This is a genomic window from Mesorhizobium kowhaii (genome assembly GCF_042431665.1).
Lineage (GTDB): Bacteria > Pseudomonadota > Alphaproteobacteria > Rhizobiales > Rhizobiaceae > Mesorhizobium > Mesorhizobium kowhaii.
The window spans coordinates 548,097-566,271 of sequence record NZ_JBHLYT010000033.1; the positions used below are offsets into that span (position 1 = coordinate 548,097).

At 64.1% G+C, this 18,175-nt stretch carries 15 protein-coding genes; 10 read left to right on the plus strand and 5 right to left on the minus strand.

Annotation, left to right across the window (positions count from 1 at the left end):
- Positions 1 to 29 precede the first annotated feature (29 nt).
- From ACFFNA_RS22215 to ACFFNA_RS22225, 3 genes are all read left to right on the plus strand, one after another.
- Positions 30 to 710 (plus strand): isochorismatase family protein, encoded by a 681-nt coding sequence (locus ACFFNA_RS22215; RefSeq protein WP_378921622.1) that lies wholly within the window; start codon positions 30 to 32, stop codon positions 708 to 710.
- Between the two features lie 25 nt (positions 711 to 735).
- Positions 736 to 1,680: an alpha/beta hydrolase gene (locus tag ACFFNA_RS22220; RefSeq protein ID WP_378921624.1), complete on the plus strand. Its 945-nt coding sequence runs from the start codon at positions 736 to 738 to the stop codon at positions 1,678 to 1,680.
- A gap of 344 nt (positions 1,681 to 2,024) precedes the next feature.
- The gene (locus ACFFNA_RS22225; RefSeq protein WP_378921626.1) at positions 2,025 to 3,665 is read left to right on the plus strand and encodes an ABC transporter substrate-binding protein; all 1,641 of its coding nucleotides are present in this window, start codon (positions 2,025 to 2,027) and stop codon (positions 3,663 to 3,665) included.
- A gap of 521 nt (positions 3,666 to 4,186) precedes the next feature.
- On the opposite strand, the gene ACFFNA_RS22230 is transcribed toward ACFFNA_RS22225, so the two are convergent.
- Together ACFFNA_RS22230 and lepA are read right to left on the minus strand one after the other, a co-directional pair.
- Entirely contained in the window at positions 4,187 to 4,702 is a 516-nt protein-coding gene (locus ACFFNA_RS22230) for a hypothetical protein (RefSeq protein ID WP_378921628.1), read from the minus strand.
- A gap of 572 nt (positions 4,703 to 5,274) precedes the next feature.
- Positions 5,275 to 7,080 (minus strand): translation elongation factor 4, encoded by a 1,806-nt coding sequence (gene lepA, locus ACFFNA_RS22235; protein ID WP_111543997.1) that lies wholly within the window; start codon positions 7,078 to 7,080, stop codon positions 5,275 to 5,277.
- Positions 7,081 to 7,442: 362 nt separating this feature from the next.
- On the opposite strand from lepA, the gene ACFFNA_RS22240 reads away from it, so the two are divergent.
- The 4 genes from ACFFNA_RS22240 to msrA all read left to right on the plus strand — a co-directional run bounded on the left by ACFFNA_RS22240 (position 7,443) and on the right by msrA (position 10,856).
- The gene (locus ACFFNA_RS22240) at positions 7,443 to 8,483 is read left to right on the plus strand and encodes a TadE/TadG family type IV pilus assembly protein (RefSeq protein ID WP_378921630.1); all 1,041 of its coding nucleotides are present in this window, start codon (positions 7,443 to 7,445) and stop codon (positions 8,481 to 8,483) included.
- 380 nt (positions 8,484 to 8,863) lie between these two features.
- Positions 8,864 to 9,562 (plus strand): DUF1223 domain-containing protein, encoded by a 699-nt coding sequence (locus ACFFNA_RS22245; protein ID WP_378921632.1) that lies wholly within the window; start codon positions 8,864 to 8,866, stop codon positions 9,560 to 9,562.
- Positions 9,563 to 9,688: 126 nt separating this feature from the next.
- Positions 9,689 to 9,979, plus strand: a complete 291-nt coding sequence (locus ACFFNA_RS22250) for a hypothetical protein (RefSeq protein WP_378921634.1) — start codon at positions 9,689 to 9,691, stop codon at positions 9,977 to 9,979.
- Between the two features lie 139 nt (positions 9,980 to 10,118).
- Positions 10,119 to 10,856 carry a peptide-methionine (S)-S-oxide reductase MsrA gene (gene msrA, locus ACFFNA_RS22255; protein ID WP_378921636.1) on the plus strand — a complete coding sequence of 246 codons (738 nt, stop codon included), beginning with the start codon at positions 10,119 to 10,121 and terminating at the stop codon, positions 10,854 to 10,856.
- Between the two features lie 75 nt (positions 10,857 to 10,931).
- On the opposite strand, the gene ACFFNA_RS22260 is transcribed toward msrA, so the two are convergent.
- Together ACFFNA_RS22260 and ACFFNA_RS22265 are read right to left on the minus strand one after the other, a co-directional pair.
- On the minus strand, positions 10,932 to 11,936 hold the full coding sequence (locus ACFFNA_RS22260) for a cytochrome d ubiquinol oxidase subunit II (RefSeq protein ID WP_378921638.1): 1,005 nt from the start codon (positions 11,934 to 11,936) through the stop codon (positions 10,932 to 10,934).
- A 1-nt stretch (position 11,937) separates the two neighbouring features.
- Entirely contained in the window at positions 11,938 to 13,299 is a 1,362-nt protein-coding gene (locus ACFFNA_RS22265) for a cytochrome ubiquinol oxidase subunit I (RefSeq protein WP_378921640.1), read from the minus strand.
- Between the two features lie 269 nt (positions 13,300 to 13,568).
- On the opposite strand from ACFFNA_RS22265, the gene ACFFNA_RS22270 reads away from it, so the two are divergent.
- Together ACFFNA_RS22270 and ACFFNA_RS22275 are read left to right on the plus strand one after the other, a co-directional pair.
- Positions 13,569 to 14,495: an ABC transporter ATP-binding protein gene (locus ACFFNA_RS22270; RefSeq protein WP_111547776.1), complete on the plus strand. Its 927-nt coding sequence runs from the start codon at positions 13,569 to 13,571 to the stop codon at positions 14,493 to 14,495.
- A 14-nt stretch (positions 14,496 to 14,509) separates the two neighbouring features.
- The gene (locus tag ACFFNA_RS22275) at positions 14,510 to 15,271 is read left to right on the plus strand and encodes an ABC transporter permease (RefSeq protein ID WP_111547788.1); all 762 of its coding nucleotides are present in this window, start codon (positions 14,510 to 14,512) and stop codon (positions 15,269 to 15,271) included.
- A 269-nt stretch (positions 15,272 to 15,540) separates the two neighbouring features.
- Here the strand turns inward: ACFFNA_RS22275 and ACFFNA_RS22280 are convergent, their stop codons facing one another.
- Positions 15,541 to 16,578 (minus strand): phosphatidylglycerol lysyltransferase domain-containing protein, encoded by a 1,038-nt coding sequence (locus ACFFNA_RS22280; protein WP_378921642.1) that lies wholly within the window; start codon positions 16,576 to 16,578, stop codon positions 15,541 to 15,543.
- 348 nt (positions 16,579 to 16,926) lie between these two features.
- On the opposite strand from ACFFNA_RS22280, the gene ACFFNA_RS22285 reads away from it, so the two are divergent.
- Positions 16,927 to 18,117 (plus strand): flavin-containing monooxygenase, encoded by a 1,191-nt coding sequence (locus tag ACFFNA_RS22285; RefSeq protein ID WP_378921644.1) that lies wholly within the window; start codon positions 16,927 to 16,929, stop codon positions 18,115 to 18,117.
- Positions 18,118 to 18,175: the final 58 nt, after the last annotated feature.

The window sequence follows — 18,175 nt, forward strand, 5'->3', positions numbered from 1 at the left end:
ACTGCGTCGCCTCTCTCAGGCACTGCCCCATGAAAACCCCCATCGCCCTCAAACGCGGCACCGTGGTCGCGGTCTTCATCGACCTGCAGGAAGAGCACCGGCAGGACCAGCGCTATCTGGTCGAGGGTTTTGCCGACATCCTCGCCAACGTCCAGCGCCTGCAGGCGGCAGCGCGGCAAAACCATGTGCCGCTCTACCACTGGGCCTACATCGTCGATCTCGACAAGCAGGATCGCCCGTTTCATCCGGTCGGTGCCGACGGCAAATCGGCTTTTTCCGACAAGAGCGACCCGCTGACCGAGATCTGCCACGAGGTCGCGCCCGCCAATGGCGAGGCCCTGCTGATCAAGGCCGAGGCCAGCGCTTTTCGCACCGGCCCGGCGGCCCGCGACCTCAAGTCGGTCGGCATCGAATGGCTTGTTATCGCCGGCGTGTGGACCGAGGCCTGCATCGACGCCACGGTGAAGGACGCCGTCGCCAAAGGCTTTCGCGTGCTCTTGGTCAAGGATGCCTGCGGCAGCGGCAGTGCGGCCATGCACCAGACCGGCATTCTCAACCTCGCCAACCGGCTCTATGGCGGCGCCGTCACCGACACCGACGGCGCCTGCCGGCTGCTGGCGGGCGAAAGCGTCACCGCCTGGCAGGTCGAAGGCTCAGTGCCGCTGCGCTTCACTTTTGAAAACGCGGCCGATCTTTACAGCGAGCTTTGATGTGTCTTTGTCGGCAAAGACGGACATGACCAACCACGGCAAATACGAAACTCGGCTCGACCCCGCTCTGTGGGCCTATATCGACGCGCTCAACGCCTGGTATCCCCCGGAGATCATCGGCTTGCCGATCGACAAGCAGCGCGCGGTCTATGACAAGATGTGCCGGGCCTTCCACCAGGGCCGCCCGCCAGGGGTCAAGGCCAGAGACGGCCTGATTGCCGCCGCCGGCCGCGACATCCCGGTCCGCCGCTACCGGCTTGCCGGCAAGGCGGCAGCGGCGATGGTGGTCTATTATCACGGCGGCGGCTTCATCCTCGGCGGGCTCGAAAGCCATGACGACATCTGCGCCGAGATCTGCGCCGGCACCGGTTTCGACGTGCTGTCGGTCGACTACCGCCTGGCGCCGGAGCATGTGCACCCCGCCGCCTTCGACGATGCGGTCACCGCCTTCGAATGGGCGGCGGCGACCACCGGCCTGCCGCTCGTGCTGTGCGGCGAAAGCGCCGGCGGCAATCTGGCGGCAGGGGTGGCGCAGGCAACGCGCCGCGGCGCCGCGATCGGCCAGGTGCTGATCTATCCCGAGCTTGGCGGCGACCAGAGCACCGGCTCCTATGTCGAGCACGCCGACGCTCCGCTGCTGTCGCTGCACGACATCGCCTTCTACCGCGACGTCCGCTCGACCAAGGCGCAATCATCAGACGATCCAACCTTCTCGCCCTTGCGCGACCGCGACTTCTCCGGCCTGCCGCCAACGGTGATCGTCACCGCCGACTGCGACCCGCTGTCGTCGGATGGCGAGACCTACCGCGACCGCATTTTGGCCAGCGGCGGCAAGGCATGGCGGCACGAGGAGCCGAGATTGGTGCACAGCTTCCTGCGCGCCCGCACGACCGTGCCGGCGGCGGCGGGAGCGTTTGCGCGGATCATTGCCGCGGTTGCTGCCCTGGGTAAGGGCGAGTGGCCGTATTGAAACGCCAACGGTGAAGCGCCAATCTCCCCCCTCGTGGGGGAGATGCCCGGTAGGGCAGAGGGGGGCGCGAAGGATCGCGACCTTCGATCCTCTGATCTTCCGAAATCCTTTGAGGGCTCAGTTGAACTTGGCTGAGAGGTTGGCGGGACAGCGCCCCCCTCTGTCCTGCCGGACATCTCCCCCACAAGGGGGGAGATCGGCTGTACGCCCTGCGGAGCACCGCACAAGAACTGCGGAAAACCGAACACTCCCCAGCGTCACCCCGCCCTATCATCGGCTCTCAGGCACCCGGCGGTCGCGTCCGGCCCCGCGTTCCGCCGGGCGCCCAACAAGAGGGAACGACGATGAAATTCATGCTGACCGACGCAAAATTGCACCCCCGGGCAAAACCCGTCGCCGACGATTTCAGGAGAGGCGGCATCAACCGCCGCGAATATCTCGCGCTGATGGCCGGCCTCGGCGTCAGCGCCGCAGGCGCGCTGGCGCTGGGCGGCCTTGCCCCCACCCCTGCCCGCGCGGCTGAGCCCAAGCGTGGCGGCACCTTGCGCGTCGCCATGAACGTCAAGGGTTTCAAGGACCCGCGCACCTTCGACGGCGTGGAGATGTCGAATGTCGCCCGCCACTGCAACGAATATCTGGTGCGCTGGAACACCGACTTCTCCTTCGAGCCCTGGCTGCTCGAAAGCTGGGAGGCGAGCGACGACGCCAAGACGCTCACGCTGCACGTCCGCAAGGGCATCACCTGGTCGAACGGCGATGCCTTCAACGCCGACGATGTCATCCATAATCTCACCCGCTGGTGCGACGCCTCGGTAGCAGGCAATTCGGTCGCCGCGCGCATGGGCGCGCTGGTCAATGCCGACACCAAGAAGCTTGTCGACGGCGGCATCGAGAAGGTCGACGACTTCACCATAAAACTCAATCTGCCGAAACCCGACATCTCGCTGATCGCCGGCATGGCCGACTACCCGGCGTTGATCATGCACCGCTCCTACGAGGGCGACGGCGATCCCATGAAGGCGCTTTCCATCACCACCGGCCCGTGCGAGCTGGTCAGCTGGGATGCCGAGACCGGCGCCGAGGTGAAGCTCAAGGCCAAGCCCTGGTGGAAGGGCGAGTTCTGGCTCGACGGCATCAAATGGGTCGACTACGGCTCCGACCCCAACGCCATGCTGTCGGCGTTCGAATCCGGCGAGATCGACACCGACCACGAAACCGCCTCCGATGCTGTCTCGCAGACCGATCAGATGGGGCTCAAAAATTCCGAGATCGCCACCGGCTCCACCATCGTCGCCCGCTTCAATGTCGGCAACGCGCCCTATGACGACGCCAAGGTGCGCCGCGCTGCCCAACTCGCGGTCGACAATTCGGCGGTGCTGAGGCTCGGTCTCGGCGGCCGCGGCAAGCCCGCAGACAACCACCATGTCGGCCCCATGCACCCCGAATATGCCGATATCGGCCCGGCCAAGCGTGACGTGGAGGGGTCGAAGAAACTGCTCGCCGAGGCCGGCAAGGCTGACCACGAGTTCGACCTCATCTCCGTCGATGTCGAATGGCAAAAGAGCACCGGCGATGCCATTGCCGCGCAGATGCGCGAGGCCGGCCTGAAGATCAAGCGCACCGTGCTGCCCGCCGCCACCTTCTGGAACGACTGGAGCAAATACCCGTTCTCCTGCACCGAATGGCTCGGCCGCCCGCTCGGCGTCCAGGTGCTGGCGCTGGCCTATAAATCGGGCGCCGCCTGGAACGAAAGCGCCTACGCCAATCCCGAGTTCGACACCTTGCTCGACAAGGCGCTGGCGACACCGGACGCCAAGGCGCGCCAGGAGATCATGGCCAAGATCGAGCAGAATCTGCGCGATTCCGGCATCATCATCCAACCCTACTGGCGCTCGGTCTACCGCACCTACCGCAAGGGTGTTGAGGGTTGCGAGCAGCACCAGGCGCTGGAACAGCATTTTGAGAAAGTGTGGATTGAGACCTGATCTGTACTTAGGTCCTCATCGCTGGTGAAGCGGCAAGACGGATGAGGGGTGTTCCAGCTTGGCTGTACGTCAACAGTGCATTTGAGCGAGAACCACCAACGCCTCGTTCCGTCCAGCACCCCTCATCCGTCTCGACGCTGCGCGCCGATCCACCTTCTCCCACAAGGGGAGAAGGTCAGCACTGTCACCGCTCGCCCTGCAGTAGCGTCCAGATCCACCCAACAAACGTGAGCACCAGGAACGGATAGCCGGCGGCGGGCAACAGCGCCTTTTGTGCCGGTAGGTTCTCATGTCGATAGGAATTTATTCTTGACAGGGTGAGGGCAGCTATGCTACATATTTCCCCATGGTGCTGATTTGCGCCAATGACCCGCTGCCGAGGCGGGTTTTTACGTTTGATGCTTCGTCAAAGAACGCGTCGGCGAAGGCTTCGAAGAGACCCGTTAACCGGATTCGCTGCCCTGCGATCTTCCCTTCTCCCACAGGGGGGGAAGGCAAGGGGCACAGGCCCGCCGCCCTCTTCACCGCCCAGGCCTGAGCAAGGTCCAGATCCACCCAATGAAGGTAAGCACCAGGAACGGATAGCCGGCGGCGGGCAGTGGCGACGAGGTCGGCAGCAAGGGAGTGCCCCAGATGATCCGGCCTGCCGACACGACAAACAGCGCGGCCGCCACGACAGCGGTGAGCCGCATCCACACAGCGAAGGTTCTCGGCACACTGACCATGACCAGCGCTGCCGCCCACAGCGAGATGCCTCCGACATAGGAGGGAACGCTGGCCTGAAGGCCTGCCGCGTTGCCGGCGAGCAGCAGGCTCTCGCCGGCGAGGAAGGTCAGAAATCCGGCCGCGACGCAGTCGTTGCCCAGCCGCTGATACTTCATCGTCAGCAGCGCGGTCGCCACCACAAGTGCTGCGCCGTCGATCATCCACAGCGTTTCGCGCAGCGCGTCGCCGCCCACAAAGGTGCCGGCAAGCCCGAAAGCGCCACCGATGGCAAGGCCGATCGCGGCAACGATGTCCAGAGGGCTGGAACGCATTTGAGATCTCCCCCAAGCCGTGCAGAGGATACTCCCAGGCGGGGCGATCTAAAAGCCGTTGTCCGGAGGGTAGTCGCAAAACGAAAGCGGCAGAGGCGTCGAGCGGTCGCCGTCTGCTTCGGGTGATTGCCACCCACCCCCATACCATCCCGGGAAATGGCCGGCGCGAATGCCGGTGAGGGCAGTTGCCTGAGCCCGCGCCGGCCACTGGCGAACTGATTAAGGTCCGCCGCCCGATTTCTCTACCGCTACGGTGCTGCAGGATCAACCAACTCAGGGTTGGTGCGGACGCGTACCAACCCTTCCCTGGGACACAGCCGAGCGCTGCGCCGATGGGCGGCCCACGTGCGGGAAAGTGCTTCCCGGAGTTGCTGTTGCTGATTTAGACGAGGCGGACATGGCGGGTGAGGTGAGGTGCCGAGAGGTAGAGGCGGTGGAGCTCCAACCGCAAGGGTGGTGGAACGCACTGCCGCAACCCCCGGGGTGGGACCCGCTGCCTTCGGCAGCTCCCACCCGGACTTGCGCTCGCATCGACCCACCGGGTCGATGCGTTCGGCCTAAGGCCGAACCGCTTAATCCCCCATCTTCAAGGCCTGGATAAACGCTTCCTGCGGGATATCCACTTTGCCGAACTGCCGCATCCGCTTCTTGCCTTCTTTCTGCTTGTCCAGCAGCTTGCGCTTGCGCGAGACGTCGCCGCCGTAGCATTTGGCGGTGACGTCCTTGCGCAGCGCCGAGATGGTTTCGCGGGCGATGACCTTGCCGCCGATGGCGGCCTGGATCGGGATCTTGAACAGATGGTTCGGGATCAGCTCCTTCAGCTTCTCGCACATCTGCCGGCCGCGCTTTTCCGCCGCCGTGCGGTGCACCAGCATCGACAGCGCGTCGACCGGCTCTTCATTGACCAGGATCGACATCTTCACCAGGTCGCCTTCCTTGTAGTCGGTCAGATGGTAGTCGAACGAGGCATAGCCCTTGGAGATCGACTTCAGCCGGTCATAAAAATCGAAGACGACTTCGTTGAGCGGCAAATCGTAGATCAGCATGGCGCGCTTGCCGACATAGGACAGGTCGGCCTGGATGCCGCGCCGGTCCTGGCAGAGTTTCAATATGCCGCCGAGATAGTCGTCGGGGGTCAGGATGGTGGCGCGGATCCACGGCTCCTCGATGGCCGAGATCTTGACCACGTCGGGCATGTCGGCCGGGTTGTGCAATTCCTTCATCGAGCCGTCGGTGAGCAGCAGCCGGTAGACGACCGACGGCGCGGTGGCGATCAGGTCGAGGTTGAACTCGCGCTCCAGCCGCTCCTGGATGATTTCGAGATGCAAGAGGCCAAGGAAGCCGCAGCGATAACCGAAGCCGAGCGCGGCGCTGGTTTCCATTTCATAGGAGAAGCTGGCGTCGTTGAGGCGCAATTTGCCGACCGCGGCGCGCAAATCCTCGAAATCGGCGGCGTCGACCGGGAACAGGCCGCAGAACACCACCGGCTGCGCCGGCTTGAAACCGGGCAGCGCCTTGGCCGTCTGGCGCTTGTCCTCGGTGATGGTGTCGCCGACGCGGGTGTCGGCCACTTCCTTGATCGAGCCGGTGAAGAAGCCGAACTCGCCGGGGCCGAGCTCGTCGACATTGATGCGGGCCGGCGTGAACACGCCGGTGCGCTCGACCAGATGCTTGGCGCCGGTGCCCATCATGCGGATGGTCTGGCCCTTCTTCAAAACGCCGTCGATGATGCGCACCAGAACGATGACGCCGAGATAGGCGTCGTACCAGCTGTCGACCAGCATGGCTTTGAGCGGCGCGGAGGCATCGCCCTCGCGCGGCGGCGGCAATTGGTGGACGATGGCCTCCAGCACATCGGGAATGCCAAGCCCGGTCTTGGCCGAGATCAGCACGGCGTTGGAAGCGTCGATGCCGATCACCTCCTCGACCTGCTCGCGGATGCGCTCCGGCTCGGCGGCCGGCAGGTCGACCTTGTTCAGCACCACGACGATCTCGTGATTGTTGTCGATCGCCTGGTAGACATTGGCCAGCGTCTGCGCTTCGACGCCCTGCGAGGCGTCGACCACCAGCAGCGAGCCCTCGCAGGCGGCGAGCGAGCGCGACACTTCATAGGCGAAGTCGACATGGCCGGGCGTGTCGATCAGGTTGAGGATATAGTCCTCGCCATTGTTGGCGTGGTATTTCAGCCGCACGGTCTGCGCCTTGATGGTGATGCCGCGCTCGCGCTCGATGTCCATCGAGTCCAGCACCTGCTCCTTCATGTCGCGCAGCTCCAGCCCGCCGGTCAGCTGGATCAGCCGGTCGGCAAGCGTGGATTTGCCATGGTCGATATGGGCGACGATGGAGAAATTTCGGATGTGGTCGAGGGGCGTGCTCATGGCGCGCGTTTAGCAGGGGCTTGTTGCTGCGGCAAGCGGCACCGCCGATACCGAGGCAAGCGGTGTACCGCTGCCGGGCAAGCGGGGCGTCCCGCTGCCGGGGCAATCGCTGCAGACCTATGACAGTTCCAACTTGTGGCGGAGACCACCAATTGTCGAAAGTCGGCAGCACCGACATCTGGAGAAGGGTGGGGGCGAACCCAAACCTGAAGCGATTATGCTGCCCGCTGCGGGGCGCGGGGACTTGTCGCCTTTATCGGGCGGGTTCCCGAAAAATCGATAAATTTTAACCACGTGCGTTAGAGCATAATTTGTGACTGTCATGTTAGCCGGGAGAGATATTCGTTTGTAAGGATCAAGGCATGTGGGGGCTACCAGGCAGGTTTGTCAGATCGAGGAGCGGCTCGTTTGCGCCGATCCTCATCCTTAGTATGATGCCGCTCATTGCCGCCATCGGCTTCTCGGTCGACTACACCTCGGCGGTCCAGACCAGGGCGGACATGCAGTCAGCGCTCGATGCCGGGATCCTGGCGATCACCACGATGGATACGACCTCGACGCTGGCGCAGCGCCAGGTGGTGTTGCAGGATTCCTTCGCCGCCAACGGTGCACCGGCGGGGGCCACCGCGACGCTGAACAGTTTCGCGGTTGACGCCGGCGGCACCGCCACCGCGCAGGCCACGGCAAGTTACTCCATGCCGACCGTTTTCATGCAGATCGCCAGGATCAACACTGTGCCGGTCGCCGTCGCGTCTGCGGTTAGCAAGAAGCCGGCGTTGGTAACGTCCACTTTCAAGGTGATCGGGGTGTCAGGTTACTGGAACAAGACGATGACGCTCTACGGCACGCAATTCGGTGCGGCGGTTGCCAAGCCGCTGATGACGATCGATTACGTCTACGGCGGCGGCACAGATCCCAAAGGTTACGGCACCACCACCGTCAGCACCATCAACAATTTGGGCGTCTCCACGGTGGTCCAGACGCAGGTCTGCAAGGTCGGCAAAAAACCCCCCAGCGGGGTGACGCTCAACACCGACCAGTATGGCACGAAATATTACTGTGTCGACACGATGGTTCCAGCCAACAGCGCCGGCGCGGCGATCGACGTCAGCCTGATGGGCGGCCTCAATCTGCAGATGTACGTGCAACAGGGCAACCCGCAAAACCTCAGTACGAACGACGCGACCACCTCCAACCGGCTTTACATCGACGGCACCGAGGTGCCCAACGGCACGGTCGTCGACATCTTCTCCGCCGTGCCCTGCGGCCAGCCCAGCACCCAGGCCTGGGAGGATGGCGGCAACCCGGTGCCGGCGCCGGTCTCCAATACCGACTTCTCCTACTCCGTCACCGGCAAGTGCGACTTCAACAAGCGGCCCTCCAACACGGTGCTGACGCAGTAAGGCTGCCAATCTCCCCCCTCGTGGGGGAGATGGCCGGCAGGCCAGAGGGGGGCGCTGTCCCGCCAGCCTTGCCATTGTCGGCGATATTCGCCCCCACGCTTCTCAGACCGATCTGACCACCATTCTACTGTTGCCCACTGTTGCGCGACGCCGCCGTCGAATCGCGCCTTTGGTGCTCTACGGCGCCCCCCTCTGTCCTGCCGGACATCTCCCCCACGAGGGGGGAGATCGGCTGTTGCGGCCGGCTTTGCCAATCTCCAGCGTCGCAAAGGCGACGAACTTGCATCACAAACCGGTGAGCGCTGTAACGAAGCCTCGGCCTGCGGCGAAGTGGGGACATGAGCGGTGCATCCAGGCGCCGCCACCCACGGAGCCAGCCGATGTCGCGATCCTGCAAGTCTATCGTCGTGTCCAGCCTGGGCGCGCTTGCGCTGGCAGTGTCGCTCGGTGCGGCGCAAGCTCAGCCGCTCACCGTGGTCGAGCTGTTCACCAGCCAGGGCTGCTCGTCCTGCCCGCCGGCCAACGCCAATCTGATCAAGGTCAAGGACCAGCCGGATGTGCTGGCTCTGTCGTTCAACGTCACCTACTGGGACTATCTCGGCTGGAAGGACACGTTCGGCCGCCAGGAATTCACCCAGCGCCAGGTCACTTACGAACCCTCGCTCGGCCATGACGGCCCGTTCACCCCGCAAGTGGTGGTCAATGGCCGTGCCGATGTCGTCGGCGCCGCACCCGGCGAAATCCAGCATCTGATCTCGAGCGGCGGCCACACCAGCGGCCCGTCGCTGTCGCTCGACAGCGGCAAGGTCAGCATCGGCGCCGGCTCGGCGCCTGGCGGCCGGGCCGATGTCTGGCTGGTGCGCTATGCCAAGGGTGTCGTCGAGGTGCCGGTGGCGCGCGGCGAAAACACCGGCCGCACCTTGCCGCACGCCAATGTCGTGCATTCGCTGAAGAAGCTCGGCAGCTGGACCGGCGACGCCACGGCGCTGGATGTGCCGGCCGCTTCCGGCGGGCTCAGCACCGCCGTGCTCGTCCAGTCGCCGGCCGGCGGACCGATCCTCGCCGCCGCCACCAACTGAAATTCCCCGCGCATGATCCCAGAAAGCATCATGCGCAGACCGCGCAACGCCGCATGAGCGGCGCCGCAACAGCCCGGCCACCGAAGAGGTGCGCCATCATCCCCAACGACCAACCAGGAGACCATCATGACCGCTTTTTCCCGCCTGACGCTGCCGGCGCTCGCTCTCGCTTTGTGCTCGACGGCGCTGGTTGCCGCCGCCCGAGCCGACGACGCGACCAACGCGATGAAGCCCGCCGCCAACGCCATGAAGCCGGCGACCGATGCGATGAAACCGGCCGGCGCGATGGCACCCGACGCGATGAGCACGAATGCCATGAAGCCGGCAGCCAATGCCATGAAGCCAGCGGCCGATGCGATGAAGCCGGCAACAGACGCCATGAAGCCGGCGACGGATGCCATGGCCCCGACCAACTAGCGCTGTTTCCGGCTTCGGTCCTGACCCCAGGACCGGATCCGGGCGCACGCGAAAGTGAGGCTTCGGCCGCAACTCACCCGTCGCATGATCCACTCTTATCCAATAGACTCCACATGATGGACGTCACAGGAGCTCAGCCATGACCGACATTCGAAAACCAGCCGCCAGATTGTCGTCGAATTTTCTCAGGAGCGCGCTCGCCGCGTTGGCGCTTGCCGCCGCGGGCGCCGCCTTCTGGCTGACGCCAGCGGTTTCTGCCGAGGACGCGGTGGTCATCCCGCCGCCGTCGATCGACGAGAAGGCGGCCAGCGGCAGTGAGAAGGCGATCTTCGCCGGCGGCTGCTTCTGGGGCGTGCAAGGCGTTTTCCAGCACGTCAAGGGCGTCAGCAAGGCGGTCTCCGGCTATGCCGGCGGCAGCAAGGACACCGCCGTCTACGAGACGGTCGGCTCAGGCCGCACCGGACATGCCGAATCCGTCGAGATCACCTTCGATCCGTCTGTTGTCACCTATGGCCAGCTGCTGCAGGTCTATTTCTCGGTCGCCCACAACCCGACCCAGCTGAATTTCCAGGGTCCCGATTCAGGCACGCAGTACCGCTCGACGATCTTTGCCGAAAACGATGCGCAAAAGAAGATCGCGCAGAGCTACATCGCCCAGCTCGACCAGGCCAAGGTCTTCCCCAAGCCGATCGTCACCACGCTGGAAACCGGCAAGACCTTCTATCCGGCCGAGGACTACCACCAGGACTTTTTGACCCTGAACCCGACCTATCCCTACATCGTCTACAACGACCTGCCCAAGGTGGCGAACCTGAAGCAGCTGTTCCCGGCACTGTACAGCGACAAGCCGGTGCTGGTGCTGTCGGCGAGCAACTGAGCTGATTTGATCGAAGGAGGCGTCGGCAGGACAGAGGGGGTGCCTGGCGCCTGAGGTCCGTGCTTAGAACCGCTCTCAGTCGTAGGTCAGGTCGGTCGCCTTCCCGCCGAACACCCGGTAGGCATAGAACGAATAGAAAATGATGACCGGCAGCACGACCACGGTGCCGACCAGGATGATGGCCAGGCTTTCCGGCGCCGAAGCCGCCTGCCAGATGGTCAGACGATCGGGCACCACGAACGGATAGAACGACCAGGCGAGACCGGCAAAGCCGAGCGCGAAGATGGCGGCCAGCGTCAGGAACGGCGTCAGCGAATGGCGGTCGTCGGGCCTGGGCAGATGAAAAGTCTGCCGCCACAGCCACAGGAACAACAGTGCCGACAGGATCGGCAGCGGCGACAGATAGAGCATCGAGGGCCAGACGAACCATTTGTCGAAGATGCGCGGGCTGGCGAAGGGCGTTGCCAGCGACACTGCGGCCATGCCGAGCGCGGTCAGCACAAGTGCGGTGCGCAGCCAGCGCACCGCCTTCCTCTGCAGATCGCCTTCGGTCTTGTAGATCACCCAGGCGGCGCCCATCGCCGCGTAAGCCGCGGCAAGGCAGAACGCCACCAGCGCGCCGAACGCCATGCCGCCCAGGCCGACATCGAGGCCGAGCACATAGACGCCGAGCATATAGCCCTGCGCCAGCGAGGCGATGACCGAACCCAGGAAGAAGATACGGTTCCAGCGATGCTTGAGCTCGGTCGGCACCTTGGCGCGGAAATCGAAGGCGACGCCGCGCAGGATCAGCCCGACCAGCAGCACGAACACCGGAATGTAGAGAGCGGTCAGGATGACGCCGTGCGCCAGCGGGAAGGCGACGAGCAGCAGGCCGACGGCCAGCACCAGCCAGGTCTCGTTGGCGTCCCAGAACGGACCGATCGCCGCGATCATCGTGTCCTGCTCGGCGTCTTCGGCGGCGGCGAACAGGATGCCGATGCCGAGATCGAACCCGTCGAGAATGACGTAGATCAGGATGGCGAGGCCCATCAGACCGGCGAAGATCAGCGGCAGCAGGGTTGGCCAGTCGAAGGTCATGTCACTCTCCTGCAGCCGGCTGCGACATCGGCGCGTTGAGCACGCCCGGCAGCGGCGATGAATCACCGTCCTTCGCCGCCTTCAGCGCCAGGTGCACCAGCACGCCGAGATAGGCGATCAACAAAAGCACATAGAGGATGAGGTAGATGGCCAGCGTCAGCGCGACATGGCTGCCGGCCACCGGGCCGACGGCGTCGGCGGTCTTCAGCACGCCGGTCACCAGCCAGGGCTGGCGGCCGATCTCGGTGGTGTACCAGCCGGCCAGCGTCGCCAGCCAGCCCGACAGCGCCATCGGCACCATCAGCAAGGCGAGCGGCTTCGGCAGGCTGTGCCGGCGCTTGAGGAAGAAGGCCGCCGACCAGGAAACTGCAAGCATCAGCAGTCCCGTGCCGACCATGATGCGGAAGCTCCAGAAGATCGGAAAGACCGGCGGGTGGTTGCCGGGATAGTCGTTCAGCCCCGGCACCACGCCGCTGGTGCTGTGCCGCAGCACCAGGCTGGCCCCGTCGGGGATGGCGATCTCGAACCTGTTTTCCTTCGCCGCCTCGTCGGGCAGGGCGAAGAGAACCAGCGGCACGTTGGGGCCGGTGTTCCAGTTGGCCTCCATGGCGGCGATCTTCTGCGGCTGGTGCTCCAGCGTGTTCAGCCCATGCTGGTCGCCGGCAAAGATCTGGATCGGGATCAGGATCGCCGCGGTGAAAACGCCGGTGCGCAGCGCCTTCCACATCGATTCCGAGCGGTCGCCATAGAGATAGCGCAGCGCCGACAGGCCGGCGATCAGGAACGATACCGTCAGGCCGGAGGCCAGCAGCATGTGGACCAGCCGGTAGGGCATCGACGGGTTGAAGACGATCGCCCACCAGTCGACGGCGTGCGCGACGCCGTCGCGGATCTCGAAACCGGCCGGCGTCTGCATCCAGGAATTGAGCGCGATGATCCAGAAGGCCGAGACGGTCGTGCCGCCAGCCACCAGCACCGTTGCCAGCGTGTGGATGCGGTTGGAGACGCGGCGGAAGCCGAACAGCATGATGCCGAGGAAGGCCGCTTCGAGGAAGAAGGCGGTGAGGATTTCATAGGCCAGGAGCGGCCCGGCGATGTTGCCGACCTTTTCCATGTAGCCCGGCCAGTTGGTGCCGAACTGGAAGCTCATGGTGACGCCCGACACCACGCCCATGGCGAAGGACAGCGCGAACACCTTCACCCAGGTGAAATAGGCGCGCATCCAGCTGGAATCGTTTGTCGCGTTGTAGCGGAGCTTGAAGAACAGCAGCACCCAGCCAAGCGCAATGGTGATCGTCGGAAACAGGATGTGGAACGAAATATTTGCGCCAAATTGCATGCGCGACAGGATGAGCGGGTCCATGGTGGGCTCCGGCTGCTTCTAATGAGGCAAGAATAGGCCTGTCGCGCGGGTCGGTCAAAGCGACGTGCCGCCGCGAGGCGGAACGCCGCAGCGCTCGGGCAAGATGACGCATGCGTGCCGCTGCCGTGCCGGGATTGCAACCGCCGCCGGCCGCCATGGCCGTCTGGCAACGATTGTCGAGAACTGTCAGCAGCAGGATCGGCTTACGGTTGCACGCACCGACATTCAGCCTATATCAGGGGACCTCTTTCAGGCAGCCGTTTTCAGCCATGCCCTCCATCCTGTCCATTTCCGGGGTCTCCAAGACCTACGCCACCGGCTTCACCGCGCTCAAGGAAGTCAACCTCGACATCCAGCGCGGCGAGATCTTCGCGTTGCTCGGGCCCAACGGCGCCGGCAAGACGACGCTGATCTCGATCGTCTGCGGCATCGTCAATCGTTCGTCGGGCACCGTCACCGTCGACGGTCACGACATCAACAGGGATTACCGCGCCGCGCGCAGCCTGATCGGCCTGGTGCCGCAGGAACTGACCATCGATGCCTTCGAGAGCGTCTGGGCGACGGTCAATTTCAGCCGCGGCCTGTTCGGCAAGCCGGCCAACCCGGCGTTTGTCGAGAAGGTGCTGCGCGATCTCTCGCTGTGGGACAAGAAGGACGCCAAGGCGATCACCCTGTCGGGCGGCATGAAGCGCCGGCTAATGATCGCCAAGGCGCTGTCGCATGAGCCGCGCGTCCTGTTCCTCGACGAGCCGACCGCCGGCGTCGATGTCGAGTTGCGCCAGGACATGTGGGCGATGGTGCGGCGGTTGCGCGAGGACGGTGTCACCATCATCCTCACCACCCACTATATCGAGGAAGCCGAGGCGATGGCCGACCGCGTCGGCGTCATCAACCGCGGCGAGATCATCCTGGTCGAGAACAAGGCCGAACTGATGCGCAAGCTCGGCCGCAAGCGGCTGGTGCTGGAGCTGCGCAGCCCGCTGCCGGCGATTCCCGACGCCTTCTCGCGCTATGCGCTGGAGCTGTCGCCGGATGGCGGGCAGCTCACCTACACCTATGACAACCAGGCCGAGCGGCCGGGCGTCGCCTCGCTGATCCGCGATCTCGAGGCCGGCGGCATCCAGTTCCGCGACATCGACACGCAAAACAGCTCGCTCGAGGAGATCTTCGTCAATCTGGTGAGGAGAGAGCCATGAACGTGCGCGCGGCCATGAATCTTCGTGCAGTATGGGCAATCTACCGGATGGAAATGGCGCGTGCCTTTCGCACCGTGCTGCAGAGCATCGTCTCGCCGGTCATCTCGACATCGCTGTATTTCGTCGTCTTCGGCTCGGCCATCGGCTCGCGCATCACCGAGATCGACGGCATCAGCTATGGCGCCTTCATCGTGCCGGGGCTGATCATGCTGTCGCTGCTGACGCAGTCGATCTCCAACGCCTCCTTCGCCATCTACTTCCCGAAATTCGTCGGCTCGATCTACGAGCTTCTGTCGGCGCCGGTCTCCTATCTGGAGATCGTCATCGCCTATGTCGGCGGTGCGGCGACCAAGTCGATCCTGCTCGGCCTGATCATCCTGGCCACCGCCTCGCTGTTCGTGCCGCTGACCATCCTGCACCCGTTCTGGATGGTGGCATTCCTGGTGCTGACGGCGGTGACCTTCAGCCTGTTCGGCTTCATCATCGGCATCTGGGCGAGGAGCTTCGAGCAGCTGCAGCTGGTGCCGCTGTTGATCATCACGCCGCTGACCTTCCTCGGCGGCAGCTTCTATTCGATCAACATGCTGCCCGGCATCTGGCGCACGGTGACGCTGTTCAACCCGGTCGTCTATTTGATCAGCGGCTTCCGCTGGAGCTTTTACGGCAAGTCCGATGTCTCGGTCGGCGTCAGCCTCGGCATGACGATCGTCTTCCTGCTGGTCTGCATAACCATCGTCGCCTGGATCTTCAGGACAGGGTATCGCCTACGCAACTGACGGGCGAAAGCACACTGAAGCGCGGCTAGCGCGGTTCACCGTTTCACGGAAACGCTGAACCACTCTAGCTCTTTGTTTTGACGCAATTCCGGGCGGAAACCGGTTCCCACTTTTCCTGGAATTGCTCTAAGGTCTGTTGAGATTCAGGTCAGGGCCGAGTCGAAAATGGTGGTGTCCGAGAACCGGAGCGGAGCGTACTTTTGTACGTGAGCACCGGAAGCGCAGGAGACCGCCATTTGCAGGCCGGCATCACCTGAATATCGGCAGACCTAGATCGCCTTGACCAGTCGCAGCAACCCCAGCATCTCGACATAAGTCCCCTCGCGGAAGGCGATGTAGACCGGCTCCTCGACACCGTGGAAGCGGCGCTTGAACGCCGCCTGGCCTTGCAGGTTGAACCTGCGGCGGTTGACCCAGGGCGAGTCGTAGGCGCGCTGGAAAGCGCTTCGCCAGAAATCGCTTTCGGCAAATCCGCTCGGGCCTACGTCAAGCATCGGCGACAGGCCGAGCGTGACCACCGAGATGCCTCGCTCGCGAAAACGGTCGACGGCGAATTTGGTCAGGCCGATCTCGGCGTGCGGCGAGGCGTCGATATGCTTGCGCTTGAACGCCGTGGTGTAGCCGATGACCTTGCCGTCGCGAAACAGCGGGTCGAAGTCGAGCAGGGCGACCAGCCCGCCATCGGGGCCGTGCAGCACGAAACGGCGCATGTCGGTGCCGAGATGGTCGGCGAACGGACGGTTGAGAAAGCCCATCTCCCAACGCTTGACGATGCGGTCGCCGCGCCAGTTTTCGGAGAGTCGGGCGATTTCGTCGAGATGGACGGTCCGCTTGTCCTCGTCGAACCAAAATCCCTTCTTCAACAGCCAGCGCTCGGAATAGCGCACGGTCTCGTTGCGCTTTCCGGAAAAATCATGGTCGGGCAGGTTGAGGCGGGTGTCGACGCCGAGGCGATTGATCTTGTAGCCGAGCCCGGCCAGCACCCGCGCGGTCGCTTCGCCGATCTGCACGAACCACGGGCTGCCGGCGGTTTCGACGAAGCGTCTGATGTAATCGGGCCGATGTGCCGGAGCCACCACCGGATCGCCGAGCGCGAAATGATGCCTCATCTTGGTGCCGAAGGCGATGTAGCCGTCGGCATCGCCGAAATAGGAAAGCTTGCCTTGCACGGCGGTCGAATAGGCAAGCGAGAAGTCGCCATGGCGGCGCACAAGCGCCAGTCGCTCGACATGGGTCAGCGCCTGCCGCGCCACCTTGGGCGCGGCGTCCTCAAGGATTTTGTCGAAATAGATCCGCAAGGAGGGCATGGTCGAGATTCCGCGTGCCGCCTACAGCTCCGCGCCCAGGACGCGCAAAGGTGCTGTAACACTTTGATTCTGCGCATGACCTCGGAAATCGAACTCGATTTCGGGCATGCACGTGGGGGATAACAGAGACCCGCCAGCCCCGGGGCCTCGAATCAATCACATTGCCGCGACCTGATTACCGTTGATATCGCGCATATGCCATATAGTGCGCAATCGCGGACGGCGCATGCTCGAAATTCGGGTTCGATTCGCGATATAAGTCATACGCAGGATCGAGCCGCCGCGGCCTCCCTTGGGCAACCACGGGAAGCGCGGCGCCGGAAGGGTCGAATGGAGATCAGAGAGGGAATGGCTGAAGCGACTATCAGACCGGTGACGAACGAGCCGGTCGAGCCGGCAATCGTCGTCGGTGCCGGTGTCGCCGGCCTGGCCGTCGCGCATGCCTTGATGAACGCCGGCGTGCCGACGGCGATCCTGGAAAAGGAAAGCCGGCTGGCCGAACCCTGGCACCGGCGGCATCAGCAATTGCATCTCAACACCCACCGCGATCTGTCTTCGCTGCCCGGTCTCGCCTATCCGCCGGGCACGCTTGCCTTTCCGCACAAGACGGTCGTCATCCGCCATATGAATGATTTCAGGGAGGAGAACCGGCTGCCGGTGCAGTTTGGCGTTGCTGTCGAGGAGATCGTCTTCAAAGGCGATCACTGGGCGTTGCTGACCAGCGCCGGACTGCGCCTGGCCCGCCATGTCGTCATTGCCACCGGTCGCGACAGGCAGCCCTTCATTCCCGAATGGAAAGGCATGAAGGGTTTCGCCGGCCGCATCATCCACGCGGCGGATTTCGGCAGCGCGCAGGACTATGCCGGCAAGAAAGTGCTGGTCGTCGGCGCCGGCAATTCGGGCTTCGACGCGCTCAATCATCTGGCCGGCATAAACACGGCCGCCATCTGGCTGTCGGCCCGCAACGGCCCCGCGCTGCTGCCCAAGCGGATCGGCAAGATCGCCGTGCATCGGCTTTCGCCGTTGATGGCGCGCTTGCCTTTGCGGGTCGCCGATGCGGTGATGGCGACAACGCAGCGCCTGGTTTTCGGTGACCTGACCAAACTCGGCCTGCCGCCCGCGCCTTCGGGCGGCGCCAGCCGCCTGACCTCGGACTACACCGCGATCGCCGCCGACGACGGCGCCGTCAGCGCCATCAAGGCCGGCAAGATCGTTGTGATGCCGGCCGTAAGGGAATTCACCCGCGACGGCGTGATCCTGGCCAATGGCAACCTGATCCACCCCGACATCGTCATTGCCGCGACAGGCTACCGCACCGGGCTGGAACCCATGGTCGGCAAGCTCGGCGTGCTCGACGGCAAGGGCGTTCCGCTCTTCAATGGCGGGCAGGCCGATCCGAAACTGCCCGGCCTGTGGTTCACCGGCATGCGGCCAAGCATTCGCGGCTGCTTCGCCAATGCCGGCATCCTGGCCAAGGCGATCACCAAACGGATTGCCGGCTCCGCCGGCGTCTCCCAGCAATCCGGTGCTTCACGCTGATTTCGGTTCGAGCCGCCGGAAACCCACGGCTTCCATCAGCATGTCCTCGTCGATCATG